This window comes from Umezawaea sp. Da 62-37 (assembly GCF_032460545.1).
GTDB lineage: Bacteria > Actinomycetota > Actinomycetes > Mycobacteriales > Pseudonocardiaceae > Umezawaea.
On record NZ_CP135965.1, the window covers coordinates 6779006 to 6796255 of the forward strand.

General features: G+C 72.2%; 12 protein-coding genes. 1 reads left to right on the forward strand and 11 read right to left on the reverse strand.

The annotated features are described in order from the left end of the window. Positions 1–14: 14 nt before the first annotated feature. Together RM788_RS31285 and RM788_RS31290 are read right to left on the reverse strand one after the other, a co-directional pair. A complete protein-coding gene (locus tag RM788_RS31285; RefSeq protein ID WP_315921754.1) occupies positions 15–3704 on the reverse strand; it encodes a BTAD domain-containing putative transcriptional regulator in 3690 nt (1229 codons plus the stop codon). A gap of 107 nt (positions 3705–3811) precedes the next feature. Beyond that, positions 3812–6670, reverse strand: a complete 2859-nt coding sequence (locus RM788_RS31290; protein WP_315921756.1) for an AfsR/SARP family transcriptional regulator — start codon at positions 6668–6670, stop codon at positions 3812–3814. Positions 6671–7329: 659 nt separating this feature from the next. Between RM788_RS31290 and RM788_RS31295 the strand changes: the two genes are divergently transcribed. After that, positions 7330–7662, forward strand: coding sequence for a response regulator transcription factor (locus RM788_RS31295; protein ID WP_315921758.1), 333 nt, complete (start codon positions 7330–7332; stop codon positions 7660–7662). A gap of 259 nt (positions 7663–7921) precedes the next feature. On the opposite strand, the gene RM788_RS31300 is transcribed toward RM788_RS31295, so the two are convergent. The 9 genes from RM788_RS31300 to RM788_RS31340 all read right to left on the reverse strand — a co-directional run bounded on the left by RM788_RS31300 (position 7922) and on the right by RM788_RS31340 (position 17193). After that, positions 7922–8464, reverse strand: a complete 543-nt coding sequence (locus RM788_RS31300) for a DUF2017 family protein (RefSeq protein ID WP_315921759.1) — start codon at positions 8462–8464, stop codon at positions 7922–7924. Between the two features lie 479 nt (positions 8465–8943). Next, on the reverse strand, positions 8944–9993 hold the full coding sequence (locus RM788_RS31305) for an ABC transporter ATP-binding protein (RefSeq protein WP_315921761.1): 1050 nt from the start codon (positions 9991–9993) through the stop codon (positions 8944–8946). Continuing rightward, positions 9990–10793, reverse strand: a complete 804-nt coding sequence (modB, locus tag RM788_RS31310) for a molybdate ABC transporter permease subunit (protein WP_315921764.1) — start codon at positions 10791–10793, stop codon at positions 9990–9992. Before modB ends, RM788_RS31305 begins: the two co-directional genes overlap by 4 nt. Next, on the reverse strand, positions 10790–11584 hold the full coding sequence (gene modA / locus RM788_RS31315; RefSeq protein ID WP_315921766.1) for a molybdate ABC transporter substrate-binding protein: 795 nt from the start codon (positions 11582–11584) through the stop codon (positions 10790–10792). Before modA ends, modB begins: the two co-directional genes overlap by 4 nt. Next, positions 11585–11983 carry a TOBE domain-containing protein gene (locus RM788_RS31320; protein WP_315921768.1) on the reverse strand — a complete coding sequence of 133 codons (399 nt, stop codon included), beginning with the start codon at positions 11981–11983 and terminating at the stop codon, positions 11585–11587. Positions 11984–12755: 772 nt separating this feature from the next. Next, positions 12756–13460 carry a TetR/AcrR family transcriptional regulator gene (locus RM788_RS31325; RefSeq protein ID WP_315921770.1) on the reverse strand — a complete coding sequence of 235 codons (705 nt, stop codon included), beginning with the start codon at positions 13458–13460 and terminating at the stop codon, positions 12756–12758. A gap of 368 nt (positions 13461–13828) precedes the next feature. Continuing rightward, complete coding sequence (locus RM788_RS31330) at positions 13829–14440, reverse strand: response regulator (RefSeq protein ID WP_315934811.1); 612 nt, start codon at positions 14438–14440, stop codon at positions 13829–13831. After that, on the reverse strand, positions 14440–15411 hold the full coding sequence (locus tag RM788_RS31335) for a sensor histidine kinase (RefSeq protein WP_315921772.1): 972 nt from the start codon (positions 15409–15411) through the stop codon (positions 14440–14442). The genes RM788_RS31330 and RM788_RS31335 overlap by 1 nt, the downstream gene beginning before the upstream one ends. 9 nt (positions 15412–15420) lie before the next feature. Continuing rightward, positions 15421–17193, reverse strand: a complete 1773-nt coding sequence (locus RM788_RS31340; protein ID WP_315921774.1) for a peroxidase family protein — start codon at positions 17191–17193, stop codon at positions 15421–15423. Positions 17194–17250: the final 57 nt, after the last annotated feature.

The following is a 17250-nucleotide window of genomic DNA, read 5'->3' on the forward strand; positions in this document are numbered from 1 at the left end:
CGTGCGGATGCCGGTCAGCGTCCTGTCGCGGACCTGCCGAGCTCGTGGTGCCGTTCGGCGATCTGGGACCTCGACCGGACGCCGAGCTTCCCGAGGATCCGGGTCACGTGGGCCTGGACCATGCGGCGCGGCAACGACATCCGGACCGCGATGTCCGGGTTGGACTGGCCGCTCGCGACCAGCTCGGCGATCCGCAGCTCGACCGGCGTGAGCGTGTCCCAGCCCGCCGCCGCCCGCGTGCTCACGGCGGCGACGTCGTGGTGGATCCCGAACTCGTCCATCTTCGCCACGGCCCGCGCCAGATCCCATTTGGCGTCCAGCTCGGTGTAGATCTCCGCGGCCTCCGCGTACGCCGCCCGCGCGTCGGCGCGCATGCCGACCTTCGCCAGCAGCACGGACGCCTCCTCCAGCGCCGCCGCCAGCTCCACCCGGCGGCCGACCTGGCGGTAGTGCCCGACCGCGACCAGCGCGGGCTCCGGGTCGCCGGTGACGAGCGCCTTGCACCGGTGCAGCGCGGTGTAGGCCCGCGTGGGCACGGACTCCCGCGCCGCCTCCAGCTCGGCGACCTCCATCACCTCGGCCACCCGGTCGTGGTCGCCCACCTCCAGCGCGAGCCGCAGGATGTCCGGCAGCCACTGGTGGCGCAGCATCATGTCCGCGTAGGCCGGGTTGAGGATCCGCTTCACCGCGTCCAGCCCGCGCCGCGCGTCACCGCTCTGCACGGCCGCCAGCGACCGGGCCAGCAGCAGGAAGTCGCACGCCTCCCGCTCGGCCGCGGTCACCACGAGCAGCGCGTCGGCGGCGTCCAGGTGCGCCGCGGACGACGCGCTGTCGTGCCGGTGCAACGAGATCAGCGCGGACACGCCGTGCAGCAGCAGGCCGTTCGGGCCGGGGTCGACGAGTCCGCTGTAGCTGATCGCGGGACCGTCCTCGGCGACCGTGTTCAGCTCCAGCAGCGCCTCGTCCCAGCGGCCGGTCCAGTAGTGGTGCACCGCCGCGGACACCTGCGGGCCGACCGGCAGCGCGTACTTGACCGTCAGCTCGTCCACGGTGGTCAGCGCGACGTCGACCTCGTCGAGCTGGTCGAGGTTCTGCAGGGTGAACATCCGGTTGTCCAGCAGGTTGAAGTGCATGCCCGCCAGCTCCGGGGCCCCGTCCACCGCGACGATCGCGTCGTCCACGTACCTCAGCGCGCCGCGGTGGTTGCGCCGCACCGACTCCACCAGCCACAGCGTCTGGAGGGCGTGCGCGATCAGGTAGGCGTCGCCGTTGGCGACCGCCTCGGCGTGCGCGGCCTTGCCCGCCACCTCCGCCTCGTCGATGTAGGTCACGTCGCGGCGCAGGTGCGCGAGCAGCGACTTGTGCCGCACGTGCCAGATCTCCGGCACCGACGGATCCACCTCCGCCGCGGTGAGCGCCTGGAGCGCCAGCTGGCGCTTGTCCTGCCGCAGCAGCGTGGCCGCGAGCAGCTGGCGCATCTCGGCCGAGCGGGTCGGGTCGGTGGAGATCGCCAACGCCTGCCGCGCCTGCGCTTCCGGGTCGCGGGCCAGCCGGAACAGCACCCGCACCAGCGCGACCAGCAGCAGCTCGCGGTTCGGGTCGCGCGGACCGCCCAGGTCCAGCGCCTGCTCCAGCAGCTCCGCGGAGATCAGCGGCGCCCTGTTCGACAGCTCGGCGGCGTTGTCGACGAGCCAGTCGCCGACCCACGGGTCCAGGTCCGACGCGGCCGCGACGAGCTGTTCGGCCACGCGGCTCGACGGCGCGCGCCCGTCCGCCAGCGCCTTGGCGGCCTGCTTGTGCAGCACCCCGCGCATCGGCGCGGAGATGCTGCCGTACGCGGCCTCGCGCAGCAGGGGGTGCCGGAACACCAGCCGCGGCTCGCCGTGGCCCAGCACGTTCGCCGCCATCGCGTCCTTGACCGCGCGCGCCACCTCGGGCACCAGCCGCCCGGACAGCCCGGCGATCTGCGCGATCGTGGCCTCGGCGCCGAGCACGGCGGCCCAGCGCAGCACCTCGCGGGTGCGCTCGGGCAGCGACTGCGAGGTCCGCTGGACGGCCGCGAACAGCGTGCGCGGCGCGTCCTCGGCCTGCGTCTCGTCCACGTGCGCCACGCCGTCGACCAGGTCGACGGCCCGGTCGCGGACCAGCGCGCCCACCATTTCCCGCAGGTACAGCGGGTTGCCCGCGGCGCGGGCGGTCAGCTTGCGCAGCTCCTGGCCGGGGCGGCCGCCGACCAGTTCGGCGGTCATCGAGTCGACGTCGAGGTAGGTCAGCGGTTCGAGGATCAGCACGTCGCCGTCGTTGGCCCGGACGCGGGAGCGCAGCTGGTCCAGCTCGGTGCGGCCGTGCCGCGAGCGCGAGCAGGTGACCAGCAGCAGCGGCAACTGGCGGGTGGCCGCGGCGAGCCTGCGCCACAGCGACACCGACGACTCGTCGGCCCACTGGAGGTCGTCGAGCACAAGCACCGCGGGCGCCCGGTGGCACATCCGGTCGACCAGCGACAGGATCCGGTCCACCACGCTCTGGATCGGGTCGCCGTCCTCGGTCCCGCCGCCCTCCGGCTCGCCGGTGCGCAGCCTGCCCGCGAGGTCGGCGCGGTCGGGGTCGGAGGAGGACTGGTCGATGCCGAGGCATTCGAGCAGCACCTGGAGCGGGAAGCGGCCCGCGAGCTGGTCGGCGACCGCCCAGCCGACCTGGCAGCCCAGCCGCTCGGCGTCCGCGAGGCCGACGGCGAGCAGCTCGGACTTGCCGATGCCGGGCTCGCCCTCGATCCACACCGCCCCGCCGACGCCCGCCGCGACGTCCACCAGCCGGGAGCGCAGGCGTCCGGTCTCGGTCTCGCGCCCGACGAAGACCTCGCTGTTCGCGTGCCGCAGCGCGCTGTGGCCGCCCTGCTCGTCCTCCGCGCCCGCCCCGGCGCCGTCGACCGGGACCTCGTCGCCGCTGAGCACCACGGCGTGCGCCTGCCTCAACGCCGCGCCGGGCTTGGTGCCCAGTTCGCGCAGCAGGGTCTCGCGCGCGTCGCGGAACACCGCGAGCGCCTCGGCCTGCCGCCCGCCCCGGCTGAGCGCGATCATCAGCAGCGCGCGCAGCGACTCGCGCAACGGGTAGTCCTGCACCAGCGCGCCGAGTTCGGCGGCCAGCTCCACGTGCGCGCCGAGCACCAGGCGCGAGGTGGCGAGCGCCTCCACGGCGGCGACCCGGCGTTCGGCCCAGCCGGTGCGCATGTGCTCGGCGAACGGACCCGGCACGCCGGAGAACGGCTCGCCGCGGAACAGTCCGAGCGCCTGCTCCAGCGTGCCCGCCGCGCCCCGGTGGTCACCGGCTCCCGCCATGGTCTCCGCGCGGCCGACCAGCTGGTCGAACGCCACCGCGTCGATCCGGTCGGGGTCGAGCCGCAGCGCGTAGCCGTGCTTGGTGGAGTGCAGCGTCTCCCTGCTGTCGGCGACGCCCGCCTCGGCGAGGGCGCGGCGCAGGGCGGAGACGTAGGTGTAGACGCTGCCCGGCGCGCTGACCGGAGCGGAGTCGCCCCACACCGCGGCGATCAGCTCCTCGCGCGACACGGCCTGGCCCGTCCTGGACGCCAGCACGGCGAACACGGCGCGCTGCCTGCTGGGTCCCAGCGGGATCTCCGCGCCGCCGAGCACCGCGCGGACCGGGCCCAGCAGCTCGACGTGCACCTGCTTGCCGCTTGTTTCCTGCACCTTCACTGGCGATCCCTCGAGGCGTCGGTGTGCTCATCTTCGCTGGACGGACACCCCCGGACGCCACTGGTGCCGACGGGGCACGGGGGCGCAGCGGGGTCAAAGTATCAGGCCCGATCGAGTCGGGCGATCCTCTTGCGAACCTCCTCCGGTGTGAACAACGACGGTCCGACGCGGTGGATCCGGCTGTTCTCCACCAGCGCCGAAGCCTCCTGCCACAGGGCTCGGGCGCGCACCGGGTCGCCCGCGCCGACGTGGGCGTCGCCGAGCAGCACGAGGCTCCCTACCTCGCCGACGAGGCTCGCCTGCGCGCGGTGCATGTCCACCGCCCGCTGGAGGCTGTCCACCGCCTCGTCGTACCGGTGCAGCCGCAGGTGGGCCTCGCCGAACTCCGCCCAGCAGTTGGCCTGGCCGTTGAGGTCGTCGGACCGCCGGAACACCTCCATCGCCCGGCCCAGCAGGTCGAGCGCCTCGTCGGTGCGGCCGAGCCGCAGCGCGCAGACCCCCATGCCCTCCAACGAGATCGCCACCCCGCCGACGTGACCCATGTCCCGGTACAGGCGGTGCGCCCGCTCGTAGTACCCGTACGCGCCCGCGTGGTCGCCGTGCACGTCCTGCCCGCGCCGGGCCAGCACGTCGCCGATGTTGCGCTGCACGTAGGCCTGGTCGTCCACCCACCCGAGCCGGTCGAGCAGTTCGGCGGTGCGCCGCAGGTGGGCGAGCGCGCCCTCGGTGTCACCCATGAAGTAGTGCGCGCCCGCCAGGCTGCGCAGCGTGCGGGCCTCGCCGACCTGGTCGCCGACCGAGCGCGCCGCCCGCAGCGCGGCCCGCGTGGTCGCCGCCCACGACAGGTGCACGCCCTGGCGCTGGAAGAACTCCTGCATGCTCACGGCGATCCGCCACGCGTGGTCGGCGAACCCGCGTTCCGGCGCCTGGTCGACGAAGTTGTGCAGCACGTGCTGCTCCGCGCGGAACCACGCCATCGCCCGGTCGCGGTTCGGCGCCACCTCAGGGGTGACGCCGGGCGCGACGGGGTCGTGCGGCGTGGACGGCTGGTGGGGTTGCAGCACGAGCCCGATGCCGTGCGCGGAGTGCAGGTAGTGGTCCGCGGTCCGGCGCAGCGCCTCGCCGCGCTCCTCCTCGGTGTCGAGCGCGTCGCCCAGCTCCAACCCGTACACCCGGATCAGGTCGTGGAACTGGAAGCGGCCAGGCCGGTGCTCGGTCATCAGCCTGGTGCGGGTCAGCTCGCCCAGCGCGGCGCGCGCGGTCCGGACGTCCACGCCGAGCAGGCTGGCGCTCGCGGGCAGCGAGATGTCCGGGCCCCAGTGCCGCGCCAGCAGCCGGAACAGCCGGGCCGCCCGCGGGCTCAGCGTGCGGTAGGACCAGGAGAACACCGCGCGCAGATCGCTGGTGTCGTCGTAGGAGAAGGCGTCGAGCCCGCCCTGCGCGTCCCGCAGCTCCCTGGCGATCGCGCTCAGCGGCACGTCCGGGTAGGCCGCCGCGCGGGCCGACACCACGGCCAGCGCGAGCGGCAGCCGCCCGCACATCGCGACGATCTCGTCCACCGCGCCCGGTTCGGCCGCGCTGCGGGCCGCGCCCAGCCGCAGCGCGACCATGGTGCGGGCCTCCGCGACCGGCATCGGGTCCAGCGTGAACGGCCGCGCGCCCTCCGCGGCGACCAGGCCGGTGAGCCGGTTGCGGCTGGTCACGATCGTCAGGCAGTCCGGGGCGCCGGGGATCAGCGGCAGCACGTGGTCGACGTCGCGGGCGTTGTCCAGCACCACGAGCATCCGCTTGCCCCGCAGCAGACTCCGGTACAGCCCGGTCTGCGCGTCCAGGTCCGGCGGGATGCGGTTGCTCGGCATGCCCAGCGCGTAGAGGAAACCGCGCAGCGCCTCGGCGGTCTCCATCACCGACCCGCTCGGGTCGAACCCGCGCAGGTTCACGAACAGCTGGCCGTCCGGGTAGGCGTCGGCCGCCTCGCGGGCGAACCGGACGGCGACCGTGGTCTTGCCCGCGCCCGGCATGCCGTCGATGAGCGCCAGCGCCATCGGGTGGTGCCCGTCGCGCAACGCGGTCAGCATCCCGGTCAGCTCGGCGTCGCGACCGCTGAACGTCGGCAGGTCGTTCGGCAGCTGAGCCGGCCTGATCAGGTCGAAGGCCTGCTCCCGGCGCCCGTCCTGGCCCTCCTCGCCGATGAGCTGCTCGTGCGCGGCGCGCAGCCGGGGACCCGGATCGATGCCCAGCTCGTCGGCCAGCCGCCCGACCACGGCCCGGTGCACCGCCAGCGCCTCGGCCCGGTGGCCCTCGGCCGCCAGCACGAGCACCAGCCGGGCGTGCAGCTCCTCGTTCAGCGGGTCGAGCGGCGCCAGCGCGCGCAGCAGGTCGAGCACGTCGCCCGCGGCACCGCACTCCAGCGCCACGTCCGCCATCTCGGCCGCCGCCGCCAGGCACTCGCGGTCCAGCGCGGCGAACACCGGTTCGGCCCCCGCGCCCCGGCGCAGGCCCGCCGCGCACCGGTCGTGCCACAGCCCCAGCGCCTCGACGAACAGCCGTACGGCCGCCGTCGGGTCCTCGCGCGCCACGGCGTCGCGCGCCCTGCCGACCAGCAGCCGGAACCGCGGCACGTCGGCGCGCTCCTCACCGACCCGCAGCCGGTAGCCGCCTCCGTCGCGGAGCAGCCACTCACCGGTCGCCCGCAGCGGCAGGCCCGGTTCCAGCACCCGCCGCAGCTGCCCGACGTTGCGGTGCACCACGTTGGCCGCGCTGGCGGGCGCGTCCTCGCCCCACAGCGCCCCGATCAGCTCGCTGAGCGGCACCGGCTGGCCCGCGTGCACGAGCAGCACGGCCAGGATCAGCCGCTGCTGCGGCGGTCCCAGGTCCAGCTCCTCGTCCCCGCGCCAGACCCGCACCGGGCCGAGCACCGAGAACCTCAGCCCCCTCGAGCCGTTGTGCGCGGCAGGCATCACCGTAGAACCCTCCTCGCGGCCCGTGGTCCTCACCACCGCGGTGAACGGTGCCGCACCACCCCGGAGACGGCGGCGGCGCGCCGGGACCGGGGTGGTCCACTGCGGACGATCTTAGCTACGCCGTGGACACATTTCGTTGATTGAGCAACTATTCGGTCCGGTCGCGAGTGGAAGCGCGCCGCACCGCGAGATCCGGGACCGCCCCAATCCGGATAACGAGGACGACTCCGTCTCATGTGGCCTGCGGAACGCGTCTGCGCACCCCCTGGAAAGCGGTTGCTGATTGTGAGGATTTCATGAGGGGGTGATAGCCGCGATTCGACGCCCGTCCCTCGTTCGGCCGGGCGCTCAGGCTGCCCCAATCGGACGGTCCGGATGGCGACCTGCCGCTGACCAGGTACTCCTGTGGCGTGTTGTCGCCAACGGGTGTCCACCGGCGGTCGGGGAGTACTACGGTGTCGCGACATCGGCCGTGACGTCGATGCCCGTCGGTGTGGTCGCCCCGGCCGGTTCGTCACTACTTGGTCACTCTTTCCCCACAGGCTCCTGCCTACGCTGGCGTTGACGCTTGGGCCGCGCCCTTCGGAGTTCCAGCTGCGGAGTCGGCCCCGAAGGCACCGGTCCCGGGATTCGCGCGCACGGGTATGGAGAAGACGATGACCGTTTCTGATGATCTGGTCCGGATGGACAGGATGACCCCGTCACGCCACCGCGACGGTGATGGAGGATTCCCGGAATTGGCGATGCTCAACGAGCAGCAATTCCAGCTCATGCAAATGCTCGCGGGCGGCCTGCCCGACCGTTCGATAGCCCGGAGGCTCTGCCTCGCGCCGAGGACGCTGGCGCGCAGGATCTCGGAGATCTACCGCATCCTCGGGGTCGACACGCGCTTCCAGGCGGGTGTCGCCGCCCAACGCCTCGGCCTCATCGGTGAACCGGTCGGCGCGGGCAGGCCGGTCAGAGCCCGTGTGCAGGCGGCTCAGGGCTGATTCGCACGAGGGGGCGCGGTAGGAGGACCTCCTGGGCGGTGCCGGTCGCGCGAGCCGTGATCCGCGTCCTCTACCGCGCCCGACGACGCACGCCGTGACCACACGCCTGAAGTCCTGGTTCGAGTTGTCGACAGGTCCCCGACATCCGCACGCCGAAAACCCTTCCCCACCAAACCCTCCCAAGAGGACACGCCCTCAGGCGCGCCGAACCCCCTTGGCCCTCCCGGTTTCGCCGGCGCAGCGCCGTCGGGACCCGCCGTCAGATCCAGTAGGCGCGCACTTGGTTCACGCTGTCCACCAAATTCTGCGGCACCACCTCAGCGGGCTTGGTGGACGCCGCGTCGAGCGTTCGCACGAGCGACCTCAACCACCGCGTCGTGAACCGGGTCCGACTGGCCACCACCGGATCACCGTCGCGAACCGCCGCCGACATCGCGACCCGCAGATCCGTCAACGACCGAGTCCACGCCACCACCACGTCAACGGAACGCAACTCGACGATCCCACCCCGATCCGGCAACGTCACCAGAACCGCCTCAACCGCCTCCCTCAACGGCCTCAACACTTCCGGCTCCTGCCACCGCGACACCCCGACCGACCGCCGCCGCAGAATCGCCCGCAACCGCGGATCCACCGCCTCCGACACGGGAAACGGCATCCCGAGCTCCCACGCCGAATACCCGGCGAACCGCTCGTCCAACAGATTGCGCAACCCGGTGAGATAGCGACGCAGCCCGCCCACCTCACCCTGCTCGAACACACCCACCACGAGATGGTCCCCCACCCGGTCCCAGCAGATCATGACCGTCGCCTTCCTCGTAGGTGCGCAGGCTGCCTCGAGTAGACCACCACCGTTGCGCCAAATGCCGAGAACCCAGCAAAAGTGGCCACCAGTACTCCGCTCACTGCACTTTCGCCCACGCACAAGTCCACGCAGGCCACACAAATGCAAACCGCCCACCATCCCATGTGGACACCCGCTCACCCGAAGGCGCAGCCGCCCCTCGCATCCGGCGCGGAGCGCCCGCCGCCTTGCCGACGCGCAGCGAGGTGCCTTGTCAGGCGGAGCCTGATGCTGGCGTAGCCAGACCTACCCCTGCACCCGATCCGAAGCCATCTCTGGGCTTGACGGAGCTTGTCAAGGCATCTTTCCAGCCTTGACAAGCTGCGGCAAGCCCAGAACACTCGGCGACCGGGTAAAGGCACCCCCACCCACAACGGCACCGAGCACACCCGCCCGAAACCCAAGCCTCCAACGCGCCCCAAACGCGCACCCCCAACTCACCCCGAATACGTATGCGTCTCCGTGGCCTTCACCGCTGCCCAAAGCCGCGCCCCAGGCACCAACCTCAACTCCGCCACCACCGCCGTGGTCACATCCGCCAACACCCCCGGACTCCCCTCCAGCCGCACCCTCACCGTGTGCGCGTGCTGCTCCACCCCCACCACCGTCACCGGCCAGGCATTGCGCGGACTCCCCTCAGGCCTGACCAAGTGCAAACTCACCGCCGACGGCGGAAACGCCACGTACACAGCTCCGTCCACCGGCGCCACCACCACCAACTCCCCACCCTCGTCCAACACCACCGACGTCCCCACCCCCACCCCCCGATAGAGATTCAGCCCCACCAACCGGGCCACGTAATCCGTCCGCGGCTGCCGCGCGACCTCCGTGGGCGCCCCCACCTGCACAACCCGCCCACCCTCGACGATCACCAACCGATCCGCCAGCACCATCGCGTCCAACGGATCGTGCGTCACCATCACCGTGCGCCCCCCGTACTCCCCGAGGTGCCGCCCCAGTTCCGTCCGCACCAGCATCCGAGTGCTCGCGTCCAACGCCGCCAACGGCTCGTCCAGCAGCAGCAACGACGGCCCCGTCACCAACGCCCGCGCCAACGCCACCCGCTGCGCCTGCCCCCCGGACAACGCCCGCGGCCGAACCCGCGCGTACTCGGCCAACCCGACCCGTTCCAGCCACTCCGACGCCAGAGCGAGCGCCGCCCGCCGGTCCATCCCGCGCGCCCGCAGCCCGAACGCCACGTTCTCCGCCGCGGACAGGTGCGCGAACAGCAGGTAGTCCTGGAACACCACGCCGACCGGCCGCCGTTCGGGGCGCAGGAACACCTTCGGCGGCTCGTCCCACACCACGTCGTCGACCCGCACGTGCCCGCCGTCCAACGGCAGCAGCCCGGCCAGCGCCCGCAACGCCGTCGTCTTGCCCGCCCCGTTGGGCCCCAGCAACGCGACGACCTCGCCGGGCGCGACCGACAGGTCCACGTCCAGCGCGAACGACCCCCGCGCCACCCGGAGGTCCGCGTGCAGCGTCATGCGGAGCCGCCGACCCACCGGTCGCGCAGGCTGGCCAGCACGACGACCGACACCAGCAGCAGCACGATGCTCAGCACGATCGCGGCGTCCGGATCGGTCTCCAGGGCCAGGTAGACGGCGAGCGGCATGGTGGTCGTCCGGCCGGGGAAGTTGCCCGCGAACGTGATGGTGGCGCCGAACTCGCCCAGCGCCCGCGCCCAGCACAGGACCGTGCCCGCGACGACGCCGGGCAGGATCGTCGGCAGCGTGACCCGCCGGAACACCAGCCACCGCGAGGCCCCGAGCGTCGCGGCGGCCTCCTCGAACCGGGGGTCGGCCGCGCGCAGGGCGCCCTCGACGGAGATCACCAGGAACGGCATCGCCACGAACGCCTCGGCGAGCACGACCCCGGCCGTGGTGAACGGCAGCGAGATCCCGAACCACGAGTACAGGTACGAGCCGACCAGGCCGCGCCGTCCCAGCACCAGCAGCAGCGCCACGCCGCCGACCACCGGTGGCAGCACGAGCGGCACGGTCACCAGCGCCCTCAGCAGCCCCCGTCCCGGCAGGTCCGCGCGCGCCAGCAGCCACGCGAGCGGCACCCCCAGCACGAGGCAGATCACCGTCGCCAGGCTCGCGCACAGCAGCGACAACGACAGCGCCTGCCCGACCGACGGGCTGAACAGCTGGTCGACCAGCGTGGTCCAGGGGGCGCGGACCAGCAGCCCGGCCAGCGGGACGAGCAGGAACGCGAGCCCGATCAACGCGGGCAGCACGAGGACGGCGGGCAGCCGTCCTCGTGTGCCGGGGCGTCGGGTCACGGGGCCGCGAAACCGGCCGCGGTCAGCACCGAGGTGCCCTTGGCGGACAGCACGAAGTCCACGAACGCCTTGGCCGCGGCCGCGTTGGGGGCCTTCGCCAGCGGCGCGATCGGGTAGTCGTTGACGGCCTTGTCGGACTCCGGGAACTCGATGCCCTCGACGTCGGCGCCCGCTGCCTTCACGTCCGTCTTGTACACCAGCGCCGCGTCGACCTCGCCCAGCTTCACCTTGGTCAGCACGGCCTTGACGTCCTGCTCCAGCGTGTCCGGCGCGGCCGTGATCCCCGCCGTCTCGAACACCTTCTTCGCCGCCGCGCCGCACGGCACCTGCTCGGCGCACAGCGCGATCTTCAGGTCCGCCTTGCCGAAGTCGGCCAGACCGGTGACCTTCGCGGGATTGCCCTTGGGCACCGCGATCTCCAGCTTGTTCTTCACGAACGTGGTCGCGTCACCGGTGATGCCGCCCGTGTCGCTGACCTGCTTCATGTTCGCGGGCGCCGCGGAGGCGAACACGTCGGCGGGCGCGCCGGAGTTGATCTGCTGCGCCAGCGCCGAGCTGCCCGCGAAGTTGAAGGTGACCTTGGCGCCGGGGTTGGCGGCCTCGAAGTCCTTGCCCAGCTGCGTGAACGACTCCGTCAGCGACGCGGCGGCGAACACCGTGATCGCGCCGGTGACCGCGGGTGCGGACGAGGTGGACGTGGCGCTGGGGGCGGTCGTGGACGCGGTGTCCTGCGCGGAGCACCCGACCAGCGCCAGCAGGGCGAGTGCGGCCACACCAGTGCGACGGAACATTCAGGCCTCCGGGATCTCTACGACGACGTGCGTGGACTTGATCGAGGCCACCGCGACGACCCCGACCTCCAGACCGAGCTCCTCGGCGGCCTCCCTGCTCATCAGGGACACCACCCGGAACGGTCCGGCCTGCATCTCGACCTGCGCCATCACGCCGTCCTTGACGACTCGGGTGACGATGCCGCGCATCCGGTTGCGGGCTGAGGCGGCGACCGTGGCACCCGGCTCCGGATCGTCGGCCAACTGCTGGGCGAACGCGGCGAGCGCGTGCCCCTCGACAGCCATCCGCCCGTTGTCGCCGTTCACCACCGGCAACCGCCCCTGATCCGCCCACCTGCGCACGGTGTCGTCGCTGACCCCCAGCAGCGAGGCGGCTTCACTGATCCGCAAGTTCGGCATACCGGGAAGTCTATCGCCGCTTCCGCGGGAAACACGGCAGACCGCACCTGCGGCACGAATTGTGATCACCACCCGCGAAAACGGATCTCTGCACTTCTGCGGACCGCATCCACGGTTCTGAACGTTTCCCCTGTTGGTGGCTTCTGCGGAGCCCGCCACCGACCTACCGTGGTGGCCATGGATTTGCTGCCGGAGGTGCGGGTCCCCACCCAGCGGCCACCGCTGCGCGACGACCAGTAGACCCCGAGTTCGGCAGCTGCTCCACACTCCTCGCCACCCGCTACAACGGCGAGATCCTCACCAGACCAACCCTGGTGGTGCCCTCCGACAGCCGCTCAAGCCGCTACGTACGACGAGTCTGCCGCCTCCACCTACTGCGAGTGGACGCCCAGGACAGGGGATAAGCGGCCGACACGACAAGCCGCCGAACAGACCACCCAACCGAACGATCCCCACGAGCACCACACCACCGAGCACACCGCCGAACCAAGCTGACAGCGAGCGCGCCCGCATCTGTTCGGCCGACTTGACTTGGGGTTTTCGGCCCTACCCTCGCGGCGGCGGGCAGGTCACCACCACCTGCCCTTCAAGACCGCCGAGGGCCGAAAAGAGGGGCCCCAAGTCAAGTCGGCCGAACCCGGAGAACGGCGGCCACCGATACCCGGTGTCGAGCTGCCGAAAACCAGACCGGCGACCACACGCGGCCCCCACCCACAACGGCCCCCGCCCGCCGCCCCAAAACACCCCCCAGCACCGAACTACCGACACCCCCTCAAGCAGCCGCCTCCCGGATCAACTTCTCCGCCACCGGCCGAGCCGAATCAAAAGCCGCCACATCCCCCGTCGACGTGGCCAACGCACTGGCCCCCTCGTACAACAGCATCAAGCTCCTCCCCAGATCCTCCGGATCCCGCAACCCCGCCTCCCTCGCCGTATCCGCGATCCGACGGCAGAAGTTCTCCTTGTACGCGTGGATCACCGGCTGCGCCGGATGCCCGGGGGTCGTCAGCTCCACGCTCGCGTTGTGGAACGGGCACCCCCGGAACCGCTCCGGGTCCGGCCGGTCGAACAGCTGCGCCAACCGGTCCGCGGGCGCCAGCCCGTCGTCGAACAGCTTGCGCTCCACCGGGATCACCTGCTTGTCGCTCATGTGCTCCAGGTAGGCCGCGATCAGCTCGTCCTTGCCGCCGTAGAGCTGGTAGAGCGTGCGCTTCGAGACGCCCGCGACCTCGCAGAGCTCGCTGACACCGGTCGCCTGTATGCCGTTGCGGTAGAAAAGCCTGATCGACGCCGCCAGCAGGCGCTTGCGCGGGCTGAGCGGTACGACATCTGCGCCGGTGTTCGCCATTGCTTTATGGTACCGATCAGCCTTAGCCGAATAGGGTCGGAAGGTGACCGGGATCTTGCCGGTTCTGCCCCAGTTCGACGCGCGGCCGACCGCCTTCGGGAAATCGCCAATTCGGTAGACGGCTTCCACTTCCTTGATGAGTGTCCTGTTGATGACGGGTTAGGCGCGAACGTCCCGGATTCGCCCCGCGACAGCAGGTCGCCGGCGAAGAGGACGACGTCCGCGTCGAGCAGCGGTAGGACGGCCTCGGCGCGACGGACCACGCCCGGCCCGCGTCGTCGACCCCACGACGGGATGCCCGACAGCGCTGACGCGCCCGACCCCGTCGTCGTGGAGGTGTCGGGCCGGAAGCCGCGGCGGCCCACGACGTGGGTGGAGTCCGACGGCGGGCTCGCCGTGCGCCGCAGGCCGCAATGCTTTTCCCGGCGGCCGGCAATCTCCTGGCCATCGGGAAAACCGATCGGTACCCGATGGTCGATCGAGGATTCCGGGAAAGGTCAGAGCAGCTTGCGCGCCCTGGCCCAGCGCGACAGTTCCCGCCGGTTCGGGAGTTGCAGCTTGCGCAGCACGGCGGCGGCGTGCGTCTCCACCGTCCGGCCGGATATCGACAGCCTTTCGCCGACCTCGCGGTAGGTGTACCCGGCGGCGACGAGCCGCAGGACGTCGCGCTCGCGCGGGGTGAGCCCGTCGAGGTCGGGGTCGCCGCGGAACGCGTCCAGCACGAACCCGGCGAGGTGCGGCGAGAAGTACGCGTCGCCCGCGTGCACCCGCCGGATCGCGGCCCGCAGCTCCGAACCGGTGATCGCCTTGGTCGCGTACCCCCGCGCGCCCGCCCGGATCACCGCGATCACGTCCTGGGAGGCGTCCGACACCGACAGCGCCAGGAACCGCACCGCGGGGAACGCGGGCACGGCGGCCGCCAGCACCGCCCGCCCGCCACCGCCGGGCAGGTGCACGTCCAGCAGCACCACGTCCGGCGCCAGCGCGCCGATCGCGGCCAGCGCCGTCCCGACGTCCTCGGCCTCGCCGACCACGTCGACGTCGGTCCCCATCTCGGCGCGCACCCCGGACCGGACGACGGCGTGGTCGTCGACCACCAGCACGCGGATCACCCGTGCGCCAACGGCATGCGCAGTTCCACCTCGGTGCCCTCGCCCGGCGCGGTGCGGATCGCGGCCGTGCCGCCCTCGTGCGCCATCCGCCGCTCGATCGAGTCCGCGATACCCCTCCGGTTCGCTCCACTGCGGACGGCCGGGTCGAATCCCCGGCCGCGGTCGCGGATCAGCGCGAACACCTCGGACTCGGTCACCTCCGCGAACACCGACACCCGGCTGACCCCGCCGTGCTTCGCCGCGTTGGCAAGGGCTTCCCGCATCGCGCCGACCACCGCGCGCGACCGGGTGTCCAGCGCGCACGTGCCGACGGACACCAGCTCCACCACGACGTCGAACGAGTCCTCCACGACCTCGGCGGTCACCGCCACCGCGGCGGCGAAGTCGTTGCCCGCCAACGGCTGCCGCCCGTACAGCCACGACCGCAGGTCGCGTTCGGTGCTCCTGGCCAGCTTGCGGACCTCGGTGGAGTCGGCGTGCTTCTGGATCAGCGTCAGCGCTTGCAGCACCGAGTCGTGCAGGTGCGCCGCCAGGTCCGCGCGCTCCTCGGCGCGGGCCCTGGCGGCGCGTTCCCTGGCGAGCATCCGGGTGGTCAGGAACAGCCACGGCAGCACCACCGCGCCGACCAGCGCCAACCCGCCCGCGGTCAGGAACGACAGCATGACCGCGGGCGAGGCGAACTCCTCGCGGAACCCCTGCGGCAGCACGAAAGCGACCCCGCCGACGGCGAACAGCACCGCGACCGCCACCCCCACCCGGAACATCGGCAGGGCCTCCTGGTCTTCGCGCAGCCGGGCGTGCACCAGCGCCACCCAGGGCCCAACGGTGATCACGACGACCGCCAGCGTGATCACGACCACCGCGGGCAGACTCGGTCGCGCGGTGTTCCGCACCACCCACAGGAAGCAGCCGAACCCCAGTACTCCCAGACACCCCAGCGCGACCAGCCCGCGCGACCCCATGCGCATCCCGTGATGCTAGGAGACGCGGAACACGGAGCGCGCCAGTTCGCGGCGCGGGATGTCGGTGTTCAGCGCGACCAGGTCACCGAGGTCGTGCCGGAAGTCGATGCCGAAGCGCTGCCGCAGCACCGTGAGCGCCGGGTCGTTGTCGTAGAAGAACCGGTCGCCGTCGCGCATCGCCCGGAACTGCTCCTTCCAGATCGCCAGCTGGAGTTCGCCGAACTCGGTGCCCGGCACGTGCGGCTCGGCGACCATGCCGACGAACGCGTCCAGCCCGCCCACGTCGCCGTACAGCGCCTTGAGCCGGGCCGCGACGGTCGTGCGCCGCACGTCGGGCGCCACGAAGTCGATGCTGTCCGGGTCGTCGATCTCCGCGCCCGGCGTCAGCTCCGGGTCGGCCGGGAACGCCTCGGTCGCCTCACCCGTGACGGCCTGGAACGACGCCCTCGGCGCCAGCCCGTAGGCCGCGCGCAGGTCGTTGTACGCCGGGATCCCGTGGTCGCGGCCGCGTTCCACGTCGATCGCGGTGACGTCGAAGATCGCGGTCTGGCAGTTCGGCTCGCACCCGGTCCTGGTCAGCGCCAGGCTGCGGACGACGTCGTCGACCTGCTCGTCGTTGCGCGACTGCGCCTGCCCGCCGAGCCCTTGCAGCAGCGGTCCGAGCTGCACCTCGCCGACCAGTTCCGGCCGGAACGCCCCGAGCGCGGGCGGGATCGTGATCTCGACCGACGTCCCGGTCTCCGCGATCCGGGCTCCCTTGGCGCGCAGGGCGTCCAGCTGCGCCGTGGTGTACCGGGACTTCTCCGTGCGCACCACCACGTTGCCGCGCAACATGCTGTGCGCCCGGTAGCCGACCGTGGCGAACTCGTTGGACAGCGTGGCGTCCACGGTCGGGTCGTAACCGCGGTAGGGCGCGAGCCGGACACCGAGCGCGGGCAGGAACTCGGTGTAGGTGATGTACTGCTGCGTGGCGATGACCACCTTGCGCGCCAACTGGAACCGCTGCTCCTCCGGCAGCGACGCGGGCAGCAGCGCCACGATCCTGTTGTGCTCACGGGCGAGCAACGTCTGCACCGCCGTCAGCGACACGTTCTCGTTGCCCCGGTCGTCCCCCGTGACCACGGCCCGAGGCCCCATCCCGATCGGGTCGTCCGCACCGGGAGCCGTCGCGACGTCACCCCGCGCGTCCCGGCGCGGCAGCAGGTCGTCCGGCATGAGCAGCTTCGCCCCGTCGCGCATCCAGGCCAGCCGGTCCGGCGCGTTCCCGTACACGGCTTCCGCGTCCAGGTAGGAGTTCAGCTTGTTGTCCTGCTGGCGCGGCGTCGTCACCCCGGTACCCGCGGACGCCGCACTGCGCCCGAAGGGCACGAACGGGATGTCGCTGTGGAAGTCCTCCATCGCCGCCCCGTTGACGAACGGGATCTCCCCCTGCTCCCCACCTGCCTTGCGCAGCCCGAACGAGTGGTCCAGGAACTGCCCCCAGGCCGTCCCCCACTGGCTGACCCCGCGCTCGGACGTCCGCGTCACCCCGCCGTCGGCGAACACCCGATTGCTCAGGTACCGCGGACTCGGCCCGCCGACGGGCACCCCGATCCCGTCGGCGTAACGCGCCGCCGCCACCCGCGAGTAGTCCTCCCCGGCCTGTCCCCACTCCGGGTGCGCCCTGTTGTTCCCCCGCCCGTCGAGGCTCTGCACCTCGAAGGCGACCCGCGCACCCGCGGTGCCGGTCAACAGCGAGGACCCCGCCACGACCGCCACCAGCAACGCCAACGATCTCCTGTGTCCCATGGCGATCATGCTGGTGGGGCGCGGGTGCCGGGCACATCCGTAGCGCGCCCGTGCGAA